13 protein-coding genes, 1 tRNA gene and 2 pseudogenes are annotated in these 18,242 nt (G+C 53.1%); 7 read left to right on the forward strand and 9 right to left on the reverse strand.

Annotation, left to right across the window (positions count from 1 at the left end; translation table 11 throughout):
- Nucleotides 1–101: 101 nt before the first annotated feature.
- The 9 genes and pseudogenes from C1A08_RS13410 to C1A08_RS09250 all read right to left on the reverse strand — a co-directional run bounded on the left by C1A08_RS13410 (nucleotide 102) and on the right by C1A08_RS09250 (nucleotide 9,139).
- Nucleotides 102–620 carry a hypothetical protein gene (locus C1A08_RS13410; RefSeq protein ID WP_257937092.1) on the reverse strand — a complete coding sequence of 173 codons (519 nt, stop codon included), beginning with the start codon at nucleotides 618–620 and terminating at the stop codon, nucleotides 102–104.
- A 300-nt stretch (nucleotides 621–920) separates the two neighbouring features.
- On the reverse strand, nucleotides 921–1,457 hold the full coding sequence (locus C1A08_RS13415) for a hypothetical protein (RefSeq protein ID WP_257937093.1): 537 nt from the start codon (nucleotides 1,455–1,457) through the stop codon (nucleotides 921–923).
- A gap of 13 nt (nucleotides 1,458–1,470) precedes the next feature.
- Nucleotides 1,471–2,238 (reverse strand): metallophosphoesterase, encoded by a 768-nt coding sequence (locus C1A08_RS09220; protein WP_101572899.1) that lies wholly within the window; start codon nucleotides 2,236–2,238, stop codon nucleotides 1,471–1,473.
- A gap of 1 nt (nucleotide 2,239) precedes the next feature.
- Nucleotides 2,240–2,823 (reverse strand): annotated as a pseudogene (locus C1A08_RS09225) (metallophosphoesterase).
- An 898-nt stretch (nucleotides 2,824–3,721) separates the two neighbouring features.
- The gene (gene mnmE, locus C1A08_RS09230) at nucleotides 3,722–5,110 is read right to left on the reverse strand and encodes a tRNA uridine-5-carboxymethylaminomethyl(34) synthesis GTPase MnmE (RefSeq protein ID WP_101572900.1); all 1,389 of its coding nucleotides are present in this window, start codon (nucleotides 5,108–5,110) and stop codon (nucleotides 3,722–3,724) included.
- 2 nt (nucleotides 5,111–5,112) lie between these two features.
- Complete coding sequence (locus tag C1A08_RS09235) at nucleotides 5,113–6,405, reverse strand: lytic transglycosylase domain-containing protein (protein WP_101572903.1); 1,293 nt, start codon at nucleotides 6,403–6,405, stop codon at nucleotides 5,113–5,115.
- A gap of 59 nt (nucleotides 6,406–6,464) precedes the next feature.
- Nucleotides 6,465–7,535: pseudogene (locus C1A08_RS09240) on the reverse strand (DUF5683 domain-containing protein); the annotation flags it as partial.
- Nucleotides 7,486–8,364 carry a ParB/RepB/Spo0J family partition protein gene (locus C1A08_RS09245; protein ID WP_055205063.1) on the reverse strand — a complete coding sequence of 293 codons (879 nt, stop codon included), beginning with the start codon at nucleotides 8,362–8,364 and terminating at the stop codon, nucleotides 7,486–7,488. The pseudogene C1A08_RS09240 and the gene C1A08_RS09245, both read right to left, overlap by 50 nt.
- Before the next feature lie 10 nt (nucleotides 8,365–8,374).
- Nucleotides 8,375–9,139 carry a ParA family protein gene (locus C1A08_RS09250; RefSeq protein WP_055205062.1) on the reverse strand — a complete coding sequence of 255 codons (765 nt, stop codon included), beginning with the start codon at nucleotides 9,137–9,139 and terminating at the stop codon, nucleotides 8,375–8,377.
- A 343-nt stretch (nucleotides 9,140–9,482) separates the two neighbouring features.
- Here C1A08_RS09250 and argF point away from each other — a divergent pair, with 343 nt between their 5' ends.
- The 7 genes from argF to C1A08_RS09285 all read left to right on the forward strand — a co-directional run bounded on the left by argF (nucleotide 9,483) and on the right by C1A08_RS09285 (nucleotide 18,230).
- The gene (gene argF, locus C1A08_RS09255) at nucleotides 9,483–10,487 is read left to right on the forward strand and encodes an ornithine carbamoyltransferase (RefSeq protein ID WP_055205161.1); all 1,005 of its coding nucleotides are present in this window, start codon (nucleotides 9,483–9,485) and stop codon (nucleotides 10,485–10,487) included.
- Nucleotides 10,488–10,499: 12 nt separating this feature from the next.
- Complete coding sequence (locus C1A08_RS09260; protein WP_101572905.1) at nucleotides 10,500–11,387, forward strand: CPBP family intramembrane glutamic endopeptidase; 888 nt, start codon at nucleotides 10,500–10,502, stop codon at nucleotides 11,385–11,387.
- Nucleotides 11,388–11,432: 45 nt separating this feature from the next.
- Nucleotides 11,433–12,299 carry a hypothetical protein gene (locus C1A08_RS09265; protein ID WP_228385793.1) on the forward strand — a complete coding sequence of 289 codons (867 nt, stop codon included), beginning with the start codon at nucleotides 11,433–11,435 and terminating at the stop codon, nucleotides 12,297–12,299.
- A 6-nt stretch (nucleotides 12,300–12,305) separates the two neighbouring features.
- Nucleotides 12,306–13,715 (forward strand): peptidylprolyl isomerase, encoded by a 1,410-nt coding sequence (locus C1A08_RS09270; protein WP_101572907.1) that lies wholly within the window; start codon nucleotides 12,306–12,308, stop codon nucleotides 13,713–13,715.
- A 10-nt stretch (nucleotides 13,716–13,725) separates the two neighbouring features.
- A complete protein-coding gene (locus C1A08_RS09275; protein WP_257937094.1) occupies nucleotides 13,726–16,128 on the forward strand; it encodes an OstA-like protein in 2,403 nt (800 codons plus the stop codon).
- Nucleotides 16,129–16,199: 71 nt separating this feature from the next.
- Nucleotides 16,200–17,840 carry an alpha-L-rhamnosidase-related protein gene (locus C1A08_RS09280; RefSeq protein ID WP_101572909.1) on the forward strand — a complete coding sequence of 547 codons (1,641 nt, stop codon included), beginning with the start codon at nucleotides 16,200–16,202 and terminating at the stop codon, nucleotides 17,838–17,840.
- A gap of 316 nt (nucleotides 17,841–18,156) precedes the next feature.
- Nucleotides 18,157–18,230 (forward strand) — tRNA-Asn (locus C1A08_RS09285).
- The last annotated feature ends 12 nt before the right edge of the window (nucleotides 18,231–18,242 follow it).

The following is an 18,242-nucleotide window of genomic DNA, read 5'->3' on the forward strand; positions in this document are numbered from 1 at the left end:
GTTTCGTTATTCATATTATAGCTGTTTCCGGGGACAAATAAAACCAAATATCGGCACTAATTCAAAATAGTGCCGATATTTTGAATTTTTAACATCGTAACTCAACTCAATTGTCTTTTATTCCGTTTCTTGTTGATTCTTATTTCTTTAATTTTTCCCCATTCTGCCAGGGAGATGATTTCATGGTATTGTTCCAATGATAAAACATTCTCCTCGCTATCCATACATTCGTACTCCCATGGAAGTTGATAAACGGTCCCTTCTTCATGATGGCCCATGTAATCGTGGAATGTGTACGGAATCAATTTCACATGATCCTCCTCCTTGAGTATTCGCAAAAGTTTGCCAGCGTCGTGTATTTCCAAAGGAATGCCAGACTTGTAAAGCGCAGTGGCGACTTCTACCGCAACATCCGCATACGCCGAGTAGCTGTTGGAAACAATGATTCTCCATCCGGGACTGTCAAAATTCGAAGCGAGTATGTTCAGCCGCGACAACCCCAGTTCCCCATAATGGTTCGAGGCGAATTTGTTGAAATCCGTCTCACTGTCGAGATCGTATTTATCCTGCAAATCACAGAATGTAACCATGTTGTAATATGCGACATCTTGTAATTCCAATGGTACTCCATTCGGAAGGGTACGTATCTTTCGTGTAGTATCAAACCTTTCAAAATACCGGTCATAGGCTTCATGAGCGATTCGATAGTATTTGCAATACGAACGTATCGTCATTGTATCTAACGGCTGTCCGAAATTCTTGCAGACGGAATCTTCCAGTGCTTTTATTACCGTCGTCTCGTCTTCGACCTCAATTTTAAATCTCGATTCGATTCTGTTGAACTCCTTTCTCGCAATTCTTCCGTCTCGCTGCTGGTAAAGAAGATGCTTCGCCACATAATCATTGAACCTCTCCGGATCTTATATGATAGCATCGATTAGCTTATGAAAATATAAGGCCAACTCTGCCAAGAAATCCCTTTGCCATTCGGGGTAGAAACGATCACCTATCCTGTCTCCATATCGGGAATAATTCGCAATAGTAAAATACGAGTGTTTCCTATCCGTGAATTGTATGGTACGCTTTTCTTTGTATCTGGCGGAGCCGACATGGTACCATACCGTTTCTCTGGGATTTGAAAGTTCCCAATCTCTAATAAATTCTTCTTCACTGTCATATTCACCGTCTGCAATCAATGCTTCGCAATCTCTCCATTCTTCCGGAGTAGGGCGAGGCAATTCGATATAAAATCCCCTGTATTCATCGTTACCCATCTCTTCCAGTCGGGCAAATTGCTCCTGAAGTTTAACTAACATCTCCAATGTATCGTTATCAACCACGATCTCTGTATCGCGCCTGCTTCCAAGTTGTTCGAATACCGCAGCATTCAAACCGCATTCCTTTGCCAAGTCTATGAAAAAATGCCTGGTAAAGTTTGTCTTCTTATTCTGTTCCATATGTTCTTTCTTTTCAAATGGTTAAAAATTTCCCCGGATCAAATCCGTTGATTATATGCTCGTTTTCAAATACATATCCCATCTGGTTGCAAATCACTTTTGTACTCCCGATTTCTGTGTCGATATTGGTATGCGAATGTCCGTAAATCCATGCATCGATCCGGCTGTTACCGATCAGGTCTCCGTATTCACTGGCAAAGGCACTGTTCAATACGGAATCTTTATGCTGAGGAGCAACAACCTGCAAAGTAGGCAGGTGGTGAGTTACGACCACTGTGTGTTTTGCCGTACTTTCGGCAAGACTTTTTTTGATATGACCTAAACAGAAGTCATGCATCTGATTATATGCTTCCGTTTGGAGCAGTTTCCCTTTATACATGGTCTGACGGAAATCGTTAAGTCCTTTCCAAACGAAATATTCGTCTGCAGGTTCGATGTGCGACCAGAGTGTGCTCATTATGAAATCGGTATCGTCTATTCTCAATACTTGATTTTGATAATAACCGACATTCTCTTTGAACATCCATCGCCATTGTAACCCCCGTCCCATCACATCGCAATAATTGTAATACTCGTGATTGCCGGGAATAATGAGTACTTGTCGGTAGTTCTCCGATGCCCATTTCCAGAATCTTGATAAAGGGGAGACTTTGTCCTTCAGATAGAAAATATCTCCGGCCAATACGAGTATATCGCCCGTTACCGGGAATTCGTTATGTTTTATGTATCTGCTGTTCTCCCGAAACTCAAAATGCAGATCGCTCATGTATTGTATTTTCATATTACTGTTTTTTATTCGATTGTTCAACCTGCTTTTGGATTATCCTTTTTACCTGCGCGAATGAGACCGGAGTAAAGTCATTATTATCCACTCCCACATCATATTGCGTCGGGAAAATCATATCCAGCCGTGAAGCGTCTTTTCCCGTGTTATATTTGCTCGTATGCACGTGCCCGAACAGTTGCCACGTATTCCCGTAAGCACCTCCATAGCAAAGGAACGGACAATGGTTCAGGTAGATTTTCTGCTTGTCGACCTCTATGTGCATTTGCATGATTGTCAATTCAAATCTGCTGGCGTACCCTTGCCTGATATTTTTTAGATCATGATTACCTAGAATGAGATAGATTTTTCCATTCAGTCTGTTAAGAATCTTGGTACATTCATGGGATCCTCCCAAGCAAAAATCCCCCAGATGGAACACGATATCATCTTGACTAACTACCCGGTTCCAGTTTTCGATCAGCGTTTCATTCATATCTTCTACATTTTTGAATGGCCTTTTGCAAAAGCCAATGATATTCGAATGATAAAAGTGTGTGTCCGATGTAAATACACCTTGCTTCCGTCAAACATGTAATTCATTTTGCTCTCTTTTGTGCACATCGCTGTGCGGTTAATTAAAATTGGTTGTTCTTGCGCTCATTGGACGGAAATGACGGGAGAGGAATTGCACGGAGCAAACAGTCACCAATGGGCATAAAACAAAATAGTTGGAAAGTTCGGTAAGGACTCTCCAACTATTCTGTTGTTTATTCTAAGATCAAGATACGAGCATCTATCGCATCTTATCTCCTATATGTGTTCGCTGGAAAGTATTTATGAAATTTGCAGACGTTTCAATGCTCCAAACATGAAGAACATACGACCGAACTCCGAAGCATTTTTTGCCTCGAATTGTCGTTTGGGATAATATGTTCATTCTATTTTGCAGCATCATAAATTTTCAAAAGTGGTGCAAATGTACAGAATAATCTCGCAATACTCCAAATATTTTTTATTGAATTCATCAAATTACCCTATAACAATCGCTGTGAGACTTAAGAGGATGTTCAATGTACTATTATTCGAATACTTCGCAATAATGGTTTGGAATATTTATCAAATGTATTATATGAAATCTCATTGGCGATGATTTCTGTTGTTATATTCAGATATACCAATCGCTTGATTATCAGAATATATTTTGGCTGAAAAACAATTCAGTTCTATTTGGATATTATCTGTAATTTGGATAAGTTTAAGAGGTACTGATAAAATTTGTCTATTTACCACCGTTAAATTGCATGAGGGACAGAATTTTGTCTCTTGTATCCGTTCAGGGAACAAACGGGGGACAAAATCATGAAAAATTGATACAATACTTTATTATTCCTGTGTGTTTAATGTGTTGATTATCAATATTATCTAAGTTGGATTGTCCCTTCTTTTATTTTTCATTGTTTATTATGTAATATATTGATAATCAATTAATTACACACGGTTATTTACCGATGCAAAACTTAGAAAAAATCGACCCGAGGATATCGTCCGTCGTTATTTCACCGGTAATCAAGCCTATACAATGTAAAACTTCTCTGATGTCTTGCGCCAGCAGGTCTCCGGCGAGTCCGGATTCGATGCCTTCACGAGCTCGTTGCAACGCTTCGCGCGCGCGGAGCAGGATTTCATGGTGCCGGCTGTTGAAAACCACGATCCGGTCGCCGTTTAGGGTCTCGGAATCGACGCTCCGTTTCAAAAAATCGGTCAGCTCGTCCAGGTTGATTTGCCGCTTGGCCGACAGGGGAAGGACAAGATGCGGGATTTTCGACGAGAGTCGTTCCCTTTTCTGCCGTAGCTCTTCGTCCGGCAGACAGTCGCACTTATTCAAAATCAGTGCGATACGCTGCCCCGCCTTGAAAGAGAGCGAAGCGTACTGCGCATAGATATCGTCCACGCTGTCGCGCGCGTCGGTCAGCAACAGAATTACCGACGCCCGGCCGATCCGGTCGAACGTACGTTCGATCCCCAGACTCTCGAGCGGATCGTCCGTACGGCGAATCCCGGCCGTATCGATAAACCGGAACGTCACGCCGTCGATGTTCAGCGTATCCTCGATCACGTCGCGCGTCGTGCCGGCGATATCCGAAACCAACGCTTTTTCTTCGCAAAGCAATGTATTCAGCAGGGTCGACTTCCCGACATTCGGAACCCCGACGATTGCAACGGGCACTCCGTTTTTCAATACGTTGCCGAGCCCGAACGAAGCGATCAGGCGATCCACCCGCTGCCCGACAGACGACAGCACGTCGAGCAACTGCGTGCGATCGGCGAATTCGACATCTTCCTCGCCGAAGTCGAGTTCGAGTTCGACCAGCGACACCAGTTCGAGCAACCGACCGCGCAATTGCCCGAACTCGTCCGAATAACCGCCGCGCATCTGCTCGTAAGCCAGCGCATGGGCTGCCCGGTTGTCGGCCGCGATCATATCGGCCACCGCCTCGGCCTGCGAAAGGTCCATTTTACCGGCCAGGAATGCCCGCAGCGTAAATTCGCCGGGTTGGGCCGTCCGTACTCCGGACTCGACCAGCAACCGCATGACTTCGCGCTGAATATACGCTGACGCATGGCACGAAACTTCGATCATATCCTCGCCGGTATAGGAGTGCGGAGCGCGGAATACCGAAACCAGCACTTCGTCGACAACCGTTTCGCCGTCGCGGATCGTCCCGTAAAGGATCGTAAACCCCCGGGCATCGGCCAGCCGCCGGCCGCGTACCCCGCGGAAGATCCGGTCGCCGGCGGCAATGGCTCCGCCGCCGCTGACGCGGATCAGCGTAACGGCTCCCCCGACCCCGGAGGCAACGGCGGCTATCGTATCGTTCTCGATCATCGTCAGCGAATGATTTTCAGGGTTTGTCCGATTTTCAGATTACTGTTTTTCAATTGATTCCACTTCATCAATTGAGAAACCGTCACCTTATATTTATGCGCGATGGCTCCGAGCGTATCGCCTTTTTTGACCTTATAGGTCAACGGATCGGGGCCGGAATAACCGTCTCCGTTCGAACCGCCCTGTTGCGATGAAGCGGCGGACGCTGTCAGTCGTCCGTCCGAAACGGTATCGGCCGGCAACGTGTCGGCCTGCGCAAGACGCGCCTGCTCGCACTCGATAAAACGACAGACCTCCTGCTGCGGCAGCACCAGCGGATAACTTTTCACGGTAGCCGGAATGACATCCTGCTTATACTGCGGATTCAGCAACTTCACCAATTCGGACGGCAAGTTCAATTTTTCCGAAACGCGGTTCAAGTCGATCCGGCGGCTGACCATCACCGTATCGGTTGCCAACGGCAGCGGCGAAGCGAACGGGACGACCCCGTAATCGGAATGATAATAGTACAGATAGGCGAGCGCTACGAACGCGGGAACATAGTCGCGAGTCGCTTTCGGCAGGAAAGGATAAATGTCCCAGTAAGTCGAAGCGTTGGCCCCGGCCCGCTGCAACGCCTTATTCACATTGCCGGGGCCGTAATTATAGGAAGCCATCACGAGCGTCCAGTCGTGGTAGATATCGTAAAGATCCTTCATATAGCGACAGGCGGCGGCCGTCGCCTGCACCGGATCGCGCCGGGCGTCGACCATCGAAGATATCTCGAGTCCGTACTGCCGACCGGTTTGCAGCATGAACTGCCACAGGCCGACCGCTCCGCTCGGCGACGTGGCCGTCGGATTCAGCGCCGATTCGATCACCGCAACGAATTTCAGCTCCAGCGGCAGGCCGTTTTTGGCCAGTTCGTGCTCGATCATCGGGAAGTAGTACTTTCCGTAGCTGAGCATCCGGCGGGTCACCGATTTATGGGTCGTCGCGTAAGCCACAATATGTTTCTTAACGATGTCGTTATAAGGCAGGTAGATCGGCGAAACCATGTTTTTGAGCCGCGTCCGGCAAACGTTGTCGGTAACGGTCGACACCGCGGGCAGGTAGCGCGTGGTATCGAGTTCGATGTAGTCCCGCAGGTAGTCCCCGAACGTCTCGTTGATATTGTCCGTCCGCCAACTTGCGACGACCGAGTCGTAAACGGTCGGAGAACCGACGATGTTGAGCTGCTCCCTGGGATCCGCCTGGGTCTTGGCGAACAACGGGAGGAGCGTCAGGATCAGTAAGGCGGTCAGGGATTTCGGCATCAGAAACGAAGTTTAAAGGAGAGTCCGTAACCGTTCGAATTGCCGGTTCGCATCGTATAGAAATTCGTCACCGTCGGTTCGAGCGTCATCGACAGGTCGTCGCTGACGTCGTAATCCTTCATGTGGGCATCCACGTGAGCGTCGATGATGTTCAACAGGTAAAGTCCGGCGGTGATGATGATGCAAAGGTCGCGGTTGCGGCGGTAATTGTTTTTCAGCTTACGCAGGTAGTCGGCCGTATAACGACCGTTGAACTCGTCGGGTTTGCCGGCGGCAACCTGATCGTAGGCAAGCTTGAAACGCTCGTACCCGCGGTTGTTGAAATTGATCACGTAGCCCATCGTGGCGATACCGCCGAGGATGATCGGCATCTTCCAATAACTTTTATTGTAGATCTGGCCGGCGCCGGGACAAATCGTCGACAGCGTAGTCGCCTTTTTGACGCTATTGACCGGCCCTTTGTAGCAGATAGCCGCATCGCCGATAAAATAGAGATACGAACCGATGGCTCCGACGAACAGCAGCGTCCGCGCCGTATTGTGCCGGATCATCTGCGACTGGATCGGATCGGTCTCTTCCTGCGTGGCGTTCTCGCGCTTCATCGCATCGTACTGGCGTTTGAGACCCCTGTATTTACTGTTTTGCTGGAAAGCGAAATAGGCCGTCGTAGCGACCGTTCCGTACAGAATCGGAATTTTCCACGCCTGTTTGTTATAAAGCTGCCCGAACCCGGGTGCGATCGCCGAAATGGCGCAGACTCGCGAAATCGGCATGGTATCGCGGAACAGCCTGCTGTAACGCACCGTCACGGTATCCCGGGCCTCGCGCTCCAGCCGGCGACGTTCGCGGGCCGTAGTCGCGGTATCGATTTCGACGGGCGACGCCTCCCGCACGATCGAATCCCGCGCGACCGCGCTGCTGTCGGCTGCGGCCGGAGTCAACGACGTGCGGACGCCCCCCTCCACCTTGTACCGGACGCCCGGCTCCTGAGCCGAAACTCCGGACTGGGATACGATCAGCACCGTAGAAAGAACGATTGTCGCAACGCCCTTCCGCGTAAAATTTCCGAAAACGGCTATGTTACTTCTTAAATTCATTGAATTTGCCGATAAACGCCTCGATATCCGCATCCGATTCAAAACCGATAACGATCTTTCCCCCGCCTTTATTATTCTTTTTGATGCTGATTTCCTGCGTAAAAAACTTCTCCAGGTAATCGACCAGCCGGACGTAGCTCTCGGGGAACTCCTCGTCCGCATCGTCCCGGACGGGTTTTTCCTGCCGGATCTTCTGCACCTGCTCCTCGGCCTGACGCACCGACAACCCTTTCTTTACGATCTTTTTGAGCAGTGCGATCTGTTGTTGCGGGTCGTCGAGCCCAGCCAGCGCACGGGCATGTCCCATCGAGATCAGTTCTTCGCGCAGAGCCAACTGCACCTCGACCGGAAGTTTCAGCAACCGCATGTAATTGGCTACCGTCGAGCGTTTTTTACCGACGCGTTCCGCCAGCGAATCCTGCGTCAGCCGGCATTCGTCCACCAACCGTTGCAGGCTCAGCGCCACCTCGATCGCGTTCAAATCCTGACGCTGGATATTTTCCACGATGGCCATCTCCAACAACGCCTGGTCGTCCACCTCGCGGATGTAGGCCGGAATCGTCGCCTGGTCGGCCAGTTGCGACGCCCTCCAGCGGCGTTCTCCGCTGACAATCATATATCTCCCATCTGCTTCCTTCTTGACCGTAATGGGCTGTATCACGCCCAGCGTCCGGATCGAATCGGCCAACTCGTCGAGCGCCTGCTCGTTGAAACGGGTGCGCGGCTGCTTCGGGTTCGGGACGATCCGTCCGATTTCGATCTCCTCGAACGCCGTTCCCTTCGTTTTCTCGGGCAGCGCCGAACCCTCTATTTCAAAAATTGCGCCCAAGCCCCGGCCCAGGCCCTTGTTTTTCGGATTCATCGTATATCGCTTAACTCTTGTTTTTCTTAATAAACTCCTTGGCGAGGTTCAGGTAATTGATACTGCCGGTCGACGAAGCGTCGTACAACAGCGCCGGCTTGCCGAAACTGGGCGCTTCGCTGAGCCGGATGTTGCGCTGGATGATCGTCCGGAAAGCCAGGTCGCCGAAATGCTCCCGCACTTCGCCGGCCACTTGGTTGGCCAGCCGCAGCCGCGAGTCGTACATCGTTAGCAGAAACCCTTCGATCTCCAGTCCCGGATTCAGCTTCGTTTTGGTCATCTTAATTGTATTCAGCAGTTTACCGAGCCCTTCCAGCGCGAAATACTCGCACTGTACGGGAATCAGCACGCTGTCCGAAGCGACCAGCGCGTTCAGCGTCACCAGCCCGAGCGACGGCGAACAGTCGATCAGGATAAAGTCGTACTGCGGTTTGAGCGGTTCCAGGATCGCCTTCAGCCTCCGCTGCCCGTCTTCGATCTCCAGCAGCTCGGTTTCGGCCCCGACCAGGTTGATGCTCGACGGCAGAACGTCCAGCTTCTTGACGTCCGGACATTTCAGGATAATCTCCGCCGGCTGCGCCTGTCCGGTGATGCAGTCGTAAATCCCCTTTCCGTTGATGTCGAGTCCCAGCCCCGAAGTCGCATTGGCCTGCGGATCGGCGTCTACGAGCAACACCTTTTTGCCCAGCACCGCCATGCTGGCCGCCAGATTGATGGCCGTGGTCGTCTTTCCTACCCCGCCCTTCTGATTGGCCAACGCCACGATTTTGCCCATATTTCTTTTGGTTTTAATAATTGTACATCCGCAACGGACGCCTTGCCGTGCGTCCGGAGCCGCATCCGGCCCCAAATCCGGTGCAAGATAGGCAAAATTTATCAAAATCGAGGCAACATCCGCCCGACCGGCGAACTTTTCGGACTGCCGGCCGACGACGGTCGCGGCGCCGGCATATCCTGCGGTACGACGGGTCGGACAACAGGAAACGGCGCGGGGAATAGGGATTTATAAATTTATGTTTTATCTTTGAAGCTGATTTGAACGGCCGCCCGGACACGGACGGCGGATGCCCGCAGGCCCGGAACCGGAGCCGGAGCATCGAAAAACTCACGGAATGGTTATGGTTGACTTAAGTAAAAGAAGTTTGTTGACGCTCCTCGACTTCACGCCGGGGGAGATCGGTTATCTGCTGGATCTGGCCGCACGGCTGAAAGCGGACAAGTACATCGGGAAAGAGAAAAAAACGCTCCAGGGCAAAAATATCGTGCTGCTGTTCGAGAAAGACTCTACGCGGACGCGCTGTTCGTTCGAAGTGGCGGCCTACGATCAGGGCGCACGGGTCACCTATCTGGGCCCCACCGGTTCGCAGATGGGTAAAAAAGAGTCGCTGAAAGACACGGCCCGCGTGCTGGGGCGCATCTACGACGGAATCGAATACCGCGGATACGGGCAGCACATCGTGCACACGCTGTCCGAATACTCGGGCGTTCCGGTATGGAACGGCCTGACCAATGAATTTCACCCGACGCAGGCGTTGGCCGACATGCTGACGATGCGCGAACATTCGCAGAAGCCGCTGTCCGAAATGAAACTGTGCTTTCTGGGCGACGCGCACAACAACGTGGCCAATTCGCTGATGATCGCGTCGGCGAAAATGGGTATGGATTTCAGAGCCATCTCCCCGGCGCAGTGCGCCCCGGACCCGGCGCTGGTGAAAACCTGCCGCGAACTGGCGCAAGCCTCGGGCGCCCGGATTACCGTGACGGACCGCATCGACGGCGTACGCGACTGCGACTTTGTCTACACGGACGTATGGGTGTCGATGGGCGAACCGGACGACATCTGGCGCGACCGCATCGAATTGCTGAGCCCGTACCAAGTCAACCGCGCCGTGATGGACGCCACGCAGAATCCGGAAGCGAAGTTCCTGCACTGCCTGCCCGCGTTCCACAACATGGAAACCACGGTCGGCAAGGATATTTTCGGCAAATTCGGCATCTCGGAAATGGAAGTGACCGAAGAGGTGTTCGAGTCCGACGCATCGGTCGTGTTCGACCAGGCCGAAAACCGCCTGCACACGATCAAAGCGGTCATGGTAGCCACGCTGGGCGACCAGGTTTATTAACCGGTCGGCCGGATGACAGAACGACCTATGAAGACCAATCCGCAGAAAGGGGCTTACCCGACCTGGAGCGACCTGCTCGCCATTCTGGGCATCTACCTCGTAGCGATGCTGGCGTTCAACCTGGGAGGCGGGTTGCTGCTCCGGTTCGGAATCGCGTCGCAGGGGCCGGTCGTAGCGCTCGTCTACGCGCTGACATTCCTCAGCACGATCTGCTATGCGCTGTTCGCCAAGCGGCTGCGCGTAGGGCCGGACGTAAAACTGCTCCGGTTCGGATTCCGGAAAACGGACCCGGCGCTGGTGCTATGGGGAGTGATTACCGTCCTCGCCACGACGCTGGTCATCGAACCGTTGCTGGAGCTCTTCCCAAGCCGGTGGCTCGAATGGCTCGGCGACCAGATGAAACTGGGCGGATGGATGATGCTTACGACCGTCGTCGTCGCGCCGATCCTCGAGGAGATCCTGTTCCGGGGCATCCTCCAGGAGTCGTTGACCCGCAAATACGGCCCCTGGCGCGGCATCCTGATCGCGTCGGCCATATTCGGCATCGTGCACGGCATCCCGCAGCAGGCCCTGAACGCCTTTTTCGTAGGCGCGATGATCGGATTCATCTACTACAAGACCCAATCGCTGATCCCCTGCATACTGATCCATGCGCTGAACAACGCCGTCTCCTATTTCGTCTGGATGCTCAGCGGCGAAAAGATCGTCTTCACGAAGGAGATGTTCGGGAGCGAACGGAGTTACCATGTGCTGTACGCCGCGGCCTGCGTCGTCCTGCTGCTGGCCGTCGCCGGCATCGTACGCACGCTCCGGCGGAATCGCAACGTGGAGGTTCCGGCGGCGGAAGCGTCCGAAAACGGGAAAGTTTTCGGGAAAAATGACAATATAAGTCCGCAATAACCGTTGTTTACCCGGAATCGTATATCTTTGTATCGCAGCAAACGAATGATGAAATTTGTCCCGAAAATATTATTGGTAGCGGTCTTGCTGACGGCCTACTCCTGCAAGCGTTTTCCGAATCCGTTTGCGGAGCACAACACCATTCTGGCCGAAGTGGAGAACAAAAAACTGTACCTGCACGACGTGAGCCCGATCTTCACGCCGAATATGACCTCCGAGGACAGCCTGAAAATACTGCGTTCCTACGTAGACCAATGGGTCAAAAAACAACTGAAAATCAAAGAAGCCGAGCGGATGCTCGAAGAGAGTCAGAAAGACATCGACCAGATGGTGCAGGAGTACCGCAATTCGCTGCTGACCCACAAGGTCGACCAGTTCTACGTGGACAAGAACATCGACACGCTTTTCACCGATACGCAGATTGCGGACTATTACAACCAGAACAAGGCCGATTTCATCCTAGACAAGACCCTAGTGAAGGCCCGGATCGTACGTATTCCGCGCAGTTACGACAAGAAAAAGACGATCGAAGAGCTGATGCTCACCCCGCGCGAGGAGGGCTATCAGGATCTGCTCGACCTGTGCGTCAAAAACAATTTCGAACTGACCGAACTGAACCAATGGACGGACTTCGCGGTGCTGCGGTCGTTGCTGCCGGTCGACAAGACTCAGGATTACGACTACCTACTCAACACGGCGAAAGTCAATGAGTTCGAAGCGAACGACTTCATATTTTACGTCCGGGTGCTGTCCGTTTGCAGGGCCGGGGAGTATGCGCCGCAGGAAAGCGTGCGGGAGGTCATCAAACGGGTCATTTTCAACAAACGAAAAGAGGAAATCATCCGCGCCCACGAGGACAGCCTGTACCGCGGGGCGCTGGACAACAAGGAAATAGTAGTAAATGTAAATTAAAATACGATGCGTGGATATCAATTGAAGATCGTTCTGGGCGGATTGCTCGCCTGCGCTTTGTGTAACCGGGCTGCGGCGCAGCAGCAGTTTACGGCGGACAAGGTGATCGCCGTGGTCGGGAATTCGATGGTGCTCTATTCCGACCTGGAAAGGCTGACCCAATCGCTGATCGATCAGCAGAAAGAGACGGGTTATACTTCCGGACGGGATCCGCGTTGCGAGGCGCTCGAACACTTGATCGTCCAGAAAGTGCTCTACAACCAGTCCCAGATCGACTCGATCAAGATCTATAACGAACGCATCATCGACCAGAAGGTGCAGGATCGCCTGAACGACGAAACCGAAAAGTTCGGATCGCTGGCCGCGCTCGAAATGTACTACCACAAGCCGATATTCGACATACGGGCGGATATGAAGAGAAGCGCCCAGGAAGACAGCTACGCCTACGAAATGGAGAATACGGTGAAGAACAAAGTCACCGTCACTCCGGGTGAAGTCGAAAAATATTTCAAACGACAGTCCAAGGACAGTATTCCGGTCATCCCGGAACAATACGTATACGCGCAGATCGTCCGTTATCCTTCCGCGGCGGAAAATGCCAAGATGCGGGCGCAGGAACGCCTGCTCGAACTGCGCGAGCGGATCCTGAAAGGGGACAAGTTCGACATGCTGGCGCGTATCTACTCCGAAGACCCGGGATCGGCGTCTCGGGGGGGCGACGTAGGTACGGTTACCAAAGACATGATGGTGGAGCCGTTCGCCAAGGCGATGTCGCAGCTCAAACCGGGACAAGTATCGGGAGTCGTGGAGACCGAATACGGATTCCACCTGATCCAGATGATCGACAAAACGGGTAGCCAGTACCACGTCCGCCACATCCTGATCAAGCCGCAGTACACCCAGAAAGATATGGAAGAACCTTACGACCTGTTGGACAGCGTCAGCAGGGAGATCAAGGCCGGCAACCTGACGTTCGAAAAAGCCGTGGAAAAATATTCGGAAGACCGCTTTTCCGCTAAAAACGGCGGGATCGTATCCAATCTGGAACAACTCGAATTCTACTACCGGGGAATGGTCGACCCGTCGGAAGCTTCGACGAAGTTCTACAAGGAAAACCTGAACCGGGAAGACCTGGAAGCGCTGCAAACGCTGACCCCCGGCGAGGTGTCGAAACCTTTCGCCGCCGTCGACACGCACGGAAGCCTGCTGTGCAAGCTGGTCATGCTCAAGGAGGTCATCCCGACCCATTCGGCCAACCTGAACGAAGACTACAAGCAGATCGAGAAACTGACCCTCGCCCAGAAACAGCAGGAAGTTTTCGACAAGTGGCTCGCAAGCAAGATCGAGGGAATGTACATCCGGATCGACAAGGAATTCCACGACTGCGATTTCCAGCACAAAGAACTCCTTAAATAATTCGCTGCCGGTGATCCGAAGAAGTCGCATAGCCGCCGTGTTCGCGGTGCTGCTGCTGGCCTGCATAGCAGGCGTACGGGGGCAGGAAGTCACGACCGTGGACTTCCGGGCCGACGTGATGTCCAGCATCAAGATAGCCGACTCCACGGCGCTGTGCCTGGTCGGGCACGTCGTCTTTTTCCACAACGGGGCCGTCATTACCTGCGACAGCGCAATCCGGTACAGCGACCGCATGATGGACTGTTACCGCAACGTGGTCGTCAACAAGGACAGCACGTTCATCTACGGCGACAAGGCCGACTACAACGGGCTGCTGAACGAAGCGCGCATCTATTCCCCGCTGATCAAAATGGTGGACAAGGACGCTACGCTGTACACCTATAATTTTACGTTCAACACGCTGACCAACATCGGACGCTATTACGGCGGGGGAACCATGTCGCAGAAAGACAACCTAATGGAGTCCGACGAAGGGTATTACTACGCCGACAACCGCGAGCTGATCGGCGTACGGAACGTCGAAATGCAAAACCCGCAATATACGATCAGCTCCGATTCGGTAACGTATAACATGGACACCGAAATCGCGACTTTCGATACGCCGTCCTACATCTGGAACGACCAGGACGAATTTCTCACGGCCCGCCGGGGCAGCTACAATGCCAAGGAAGACCTTTATACGTTCACCGACAGCTCCTATATCATGACCAAAACCCAGGAACTGTGGGCCGACACAATCGTGTACCGGCAAACCGGACAGGACGCGGTATTGCGAAACAACATCCAGATCGCCGACCAGGAACAAAAAGCCATGGCTTTCGGCGATTACGGCCAATACTGGGGCGATAAAAAACAAGCCCTGCTGACCCGCGACCCATCGGTGCTTAGCTACGAGGAGGGTGAACAACCCGATACCGTTTTCATGCGCTCGGACAGCATCTTCATCTATACGCTGAACCGTTTCCGCAACGACTCTGTTCCGACGCAGAAAACAGCGGATTCGCTGGCAGCGGAAACTCCCGCGCCGTCCCCCGCCGCAGACAGCGCGGCGGTCCGTCCCGCGACGAACGGGCCGGGACGTCCGCCGATTCCGACGCTTCCGGACGGGCAAGCTCCGCCTCCTGCGTCTGCCCCCGCTCCGCCCCCGGTTCCGGCCGGAAACGACACGGAAACCCCGGCCGACTCCGCGCAACGGAACATCCCGGGCGAAACGGCCGACTCCCTGGCGCAATCGGAGCCCCCCGTACCGGACTCCGTATCGACGAGCGATTCCGTCCGAAAGGCGAAAAAACGGCCGGTAGACCCCAAAAAGCTCGAAAAAGAGAGACTCCGAAAGGAAAAGGAAGAAGCACGCACCGCAAAAATCAAAGCGAAGATCAAAGCCTCGCGAGAAAAAGCAGCGGCGATCGCCCGGGCCCAGCAGGAACAGGAATGGGCGCGGCAGCGCAAAGAGCTGGCCCGTCGGTTCCTCAAAGGCAAAGCCACCTCGGAAGATACGCTGGCCCTGCTGAAACTGGATTCGCTGCAACAGGTTTTCGCAGCGGACACGCTGGCGGCCTCCCCGGATTCGACCGTGCAGAAAACGCCGTCCCCCGCCCCTGCCGCGGACTCGGCGACGGTAAAAGCGGCCGCCGATTCGGCGGCAATCGTCGATCCGGCGGATTCGCTGGTAAGGATCGTCCGCGGATATTACAACGTGCGCATCTACCGCTCGGATTTCCAGGCCGTGTGCGACTCGATCGTGGGGTTCTCGATCGACTCGACGATCCACATGTACACCAATCCGGTGCTGTGGAACGGGGAAAACCAAATCACGGCCCAGACGGTCGATATCTTCACGAAAAACCAAACCATCGAAAAAGCGGTGTTCAAAGGGGAACCGCTGATGTGCTCGAGGGTCGATTCGACGCATTTCAACCAGGTGAAAGGCAAAGTGATCGAAACCTATTTCAACAATGGGGAGATCTTCAAAACCGATGTGAACGGAAACGGCCAAACCTACTACTACATGGAGGACGGAGACAGTACCGACCGGTACATCAGCGGATTCTTGGTCGCGGAATGCGCCGACATCACGTTCCGATTCACCGAGCGGCAGGTCAGCGAGATCGTCTACCGAGGCAACCCGTCCTATTCGATCTACCCGATGGATAAAATTCCGGAAACGCAGTCGCAGTTGATGAAAGGATTCAAATGGGAAATCGAGCGCAAGCCGACCAAAGAGCAGGTCTTCACCCGAACGATCCGTCCGTCGCAGCGCGCCCGTTACGAAACGTTGAGCAAACCGACCTATCCGATCACGGGACGCATCGACAAACAGCGTACGGAACTTCCGAAATCGGGTTGGATTGACCGGACGGACCGTTACCTGAGCCAGGAGGCTCTGGAATTCGTCCGCTCGCTGGGGAATTGATCTTTCGGACACGAAACGACATACGGACTCATATTTTAACCGCATATATTTTTTAACCTAAATCTGACTCGATGAGAAAAATCGTACACCTGTTGCAATCCGTAGTACTTCTCGGGGTGACCGCCGCATCGGTGCATGCCCAGCCGGTAGCCTTCGCCGCAGAACGGGAAAACTGGCTGCGCAAAGCCGCCGACAACATGCCGAAACTAACCGAAACCGTCAAAAAACCGCAATGCCTCGTCCGCAGCGAAAAGGATCCGGATGCCTTCCAGGGCTGGAAGATGGTCGAGACCGACGGCATGGAAACGCTGTACAACCAATCGTTCAAGGCGCTGAAAGAGGTGACCGTCGATTTCGGGGAACATCTTACCGGCTACTTCTCGTTCACGATCGGCAAACTGAACACCGACGCCGACGCTCCGTTGCGGTTCCGCCTGACGTTCGCCGAGGTGCCCGCCGAACTGAATACCCCATTCGATCCCTATCCGGGCGGTCTGAGCCGCGCATGGCTGCAAGACGAAGTGGTCACCGTGATGCGCGCGCCGGCGACGGTCACGCTGCCCCGCCGTATGGCCTTCCGTTATGTAAAGATCGAGATGCTGGCCCATTCGTCGTTCGATTTCGCCATTACCGACATGCAGTTTACCGCCGTAACGTCGGCGAGCGGCACGCCCGAAGAACTGGCTCCGACCACGGATCCCATAATCGCCCAAATCAACCGGATGGGCCTGATCACGCTGAAAGAGTGTATGCAGACCGTCTACGAAGACGGCCCGAAACGCGACCAACGGCTGTGGATCGGCGACTTGTACCTCGAATCCCTCGCCAATACCTACTCGTTCAAGAACCATGAACTTACCCGGCGCTGCCTCTACCTGCTCGCCGCGCTGGCCGACGAAGACGGCTGGTTGCATGCGACGGTGTTCGAATACCCCGACCCGCACCCGCAAACCGGGCAACACTGCATGGATTACAGTCTGCTCTACGGAGTGACCCTGTACGAATACCTGAAGGCCACCGGCGACCGCGAAACCGCCGAAGATCTATGGCCGGTGGTGGTGCGCCAGATCGAATTCGCCCGCACCTACCTCAAAGACGACATCTACGACATGGACAAGAAACCGCAATGGTGGCTTGTTTTCGACTGGAAAGAAGACCTGAACCGCCACGCGCCGATGCAGGGGCTGATGACTTTCGCCATCGACCGGAGCTACGAACTCGCTCGGATGCTCGGACGCGAACAGGAAGTGGCCGAATGGCCCGGAGTTGTCAAAGCCATGCGGAAGGCTTCGCGGAAAAACTTCTACGATTCGAAAAACGGAGTCGTCGTATCCGGCCCGGACAGGCAGGTTTCCTACCTATCGCAGGTATGGATGATTCTTTCGGGCACGCTGTCCCAAAAAGAGAGCGTCCGGGCGCTCGAAGCCGCATTTGCCGATCCGGCAAGCTGCTATCCGGGCTCTCCCTACGCCTACCACTATCTGATCGAAGCAATGCTGCACTGCGGCATGAACCGGCAGGCAAAAGAACTGCTGGTCGATTACTGGGGCAGTATGATCCGCAAGGGAGCCGACACTTTCTGGGAAGTGTACGATCCGAAGGACGACTTTAAATCCCCCTATAATTTCTACCCGATCAACAGCTACTGCCATGCCTGGAGCTGTACACCGGTCTATTTTATCAACAAGTACAAAGAAATTTTCCAGCAATAACGACCGGCGGACGGCGTTCCACAATTCGCCGCCCGTCGATCGGACCCGGTTCCCGTAACCGATCCCGATCCTATCCGGAACGTTTTCTGAGGATCAGAAACGTTCCGGATTTTTTTATTTCACTCGAACGGAAGACCGCCTCGACCGACACCAATATTCCCGATACGCCACGCCCGCGGTCGTAATAGCAAAAAGCGAAGATATTTTTACCAAAACTGTTTGCAGAATAAATTATTTGGTATATATTTGCACTCGCAAAAGAGAAACACCGGGTTCGATTAAAAAAAACTTCAACCGCTCTCTTTTGAAAACATATTCCTCAATAGCTCAGTTGGTTAGAGCACCTGACTGTTAATCAGGGGGTCCTAGGTTCAAGTCCTAGTTGAGGAGCTTAAAAATCAA

This window comes from Alistipes sp. cv1 (assembly GCF_900240235.1).
GTDB classification, from domain to species: Bacteria; Bacteroidota; Bacteroidia; order Bacteroidales; family Rikenellaceae; genus Alistipes_A; species Alistipes_A hominis.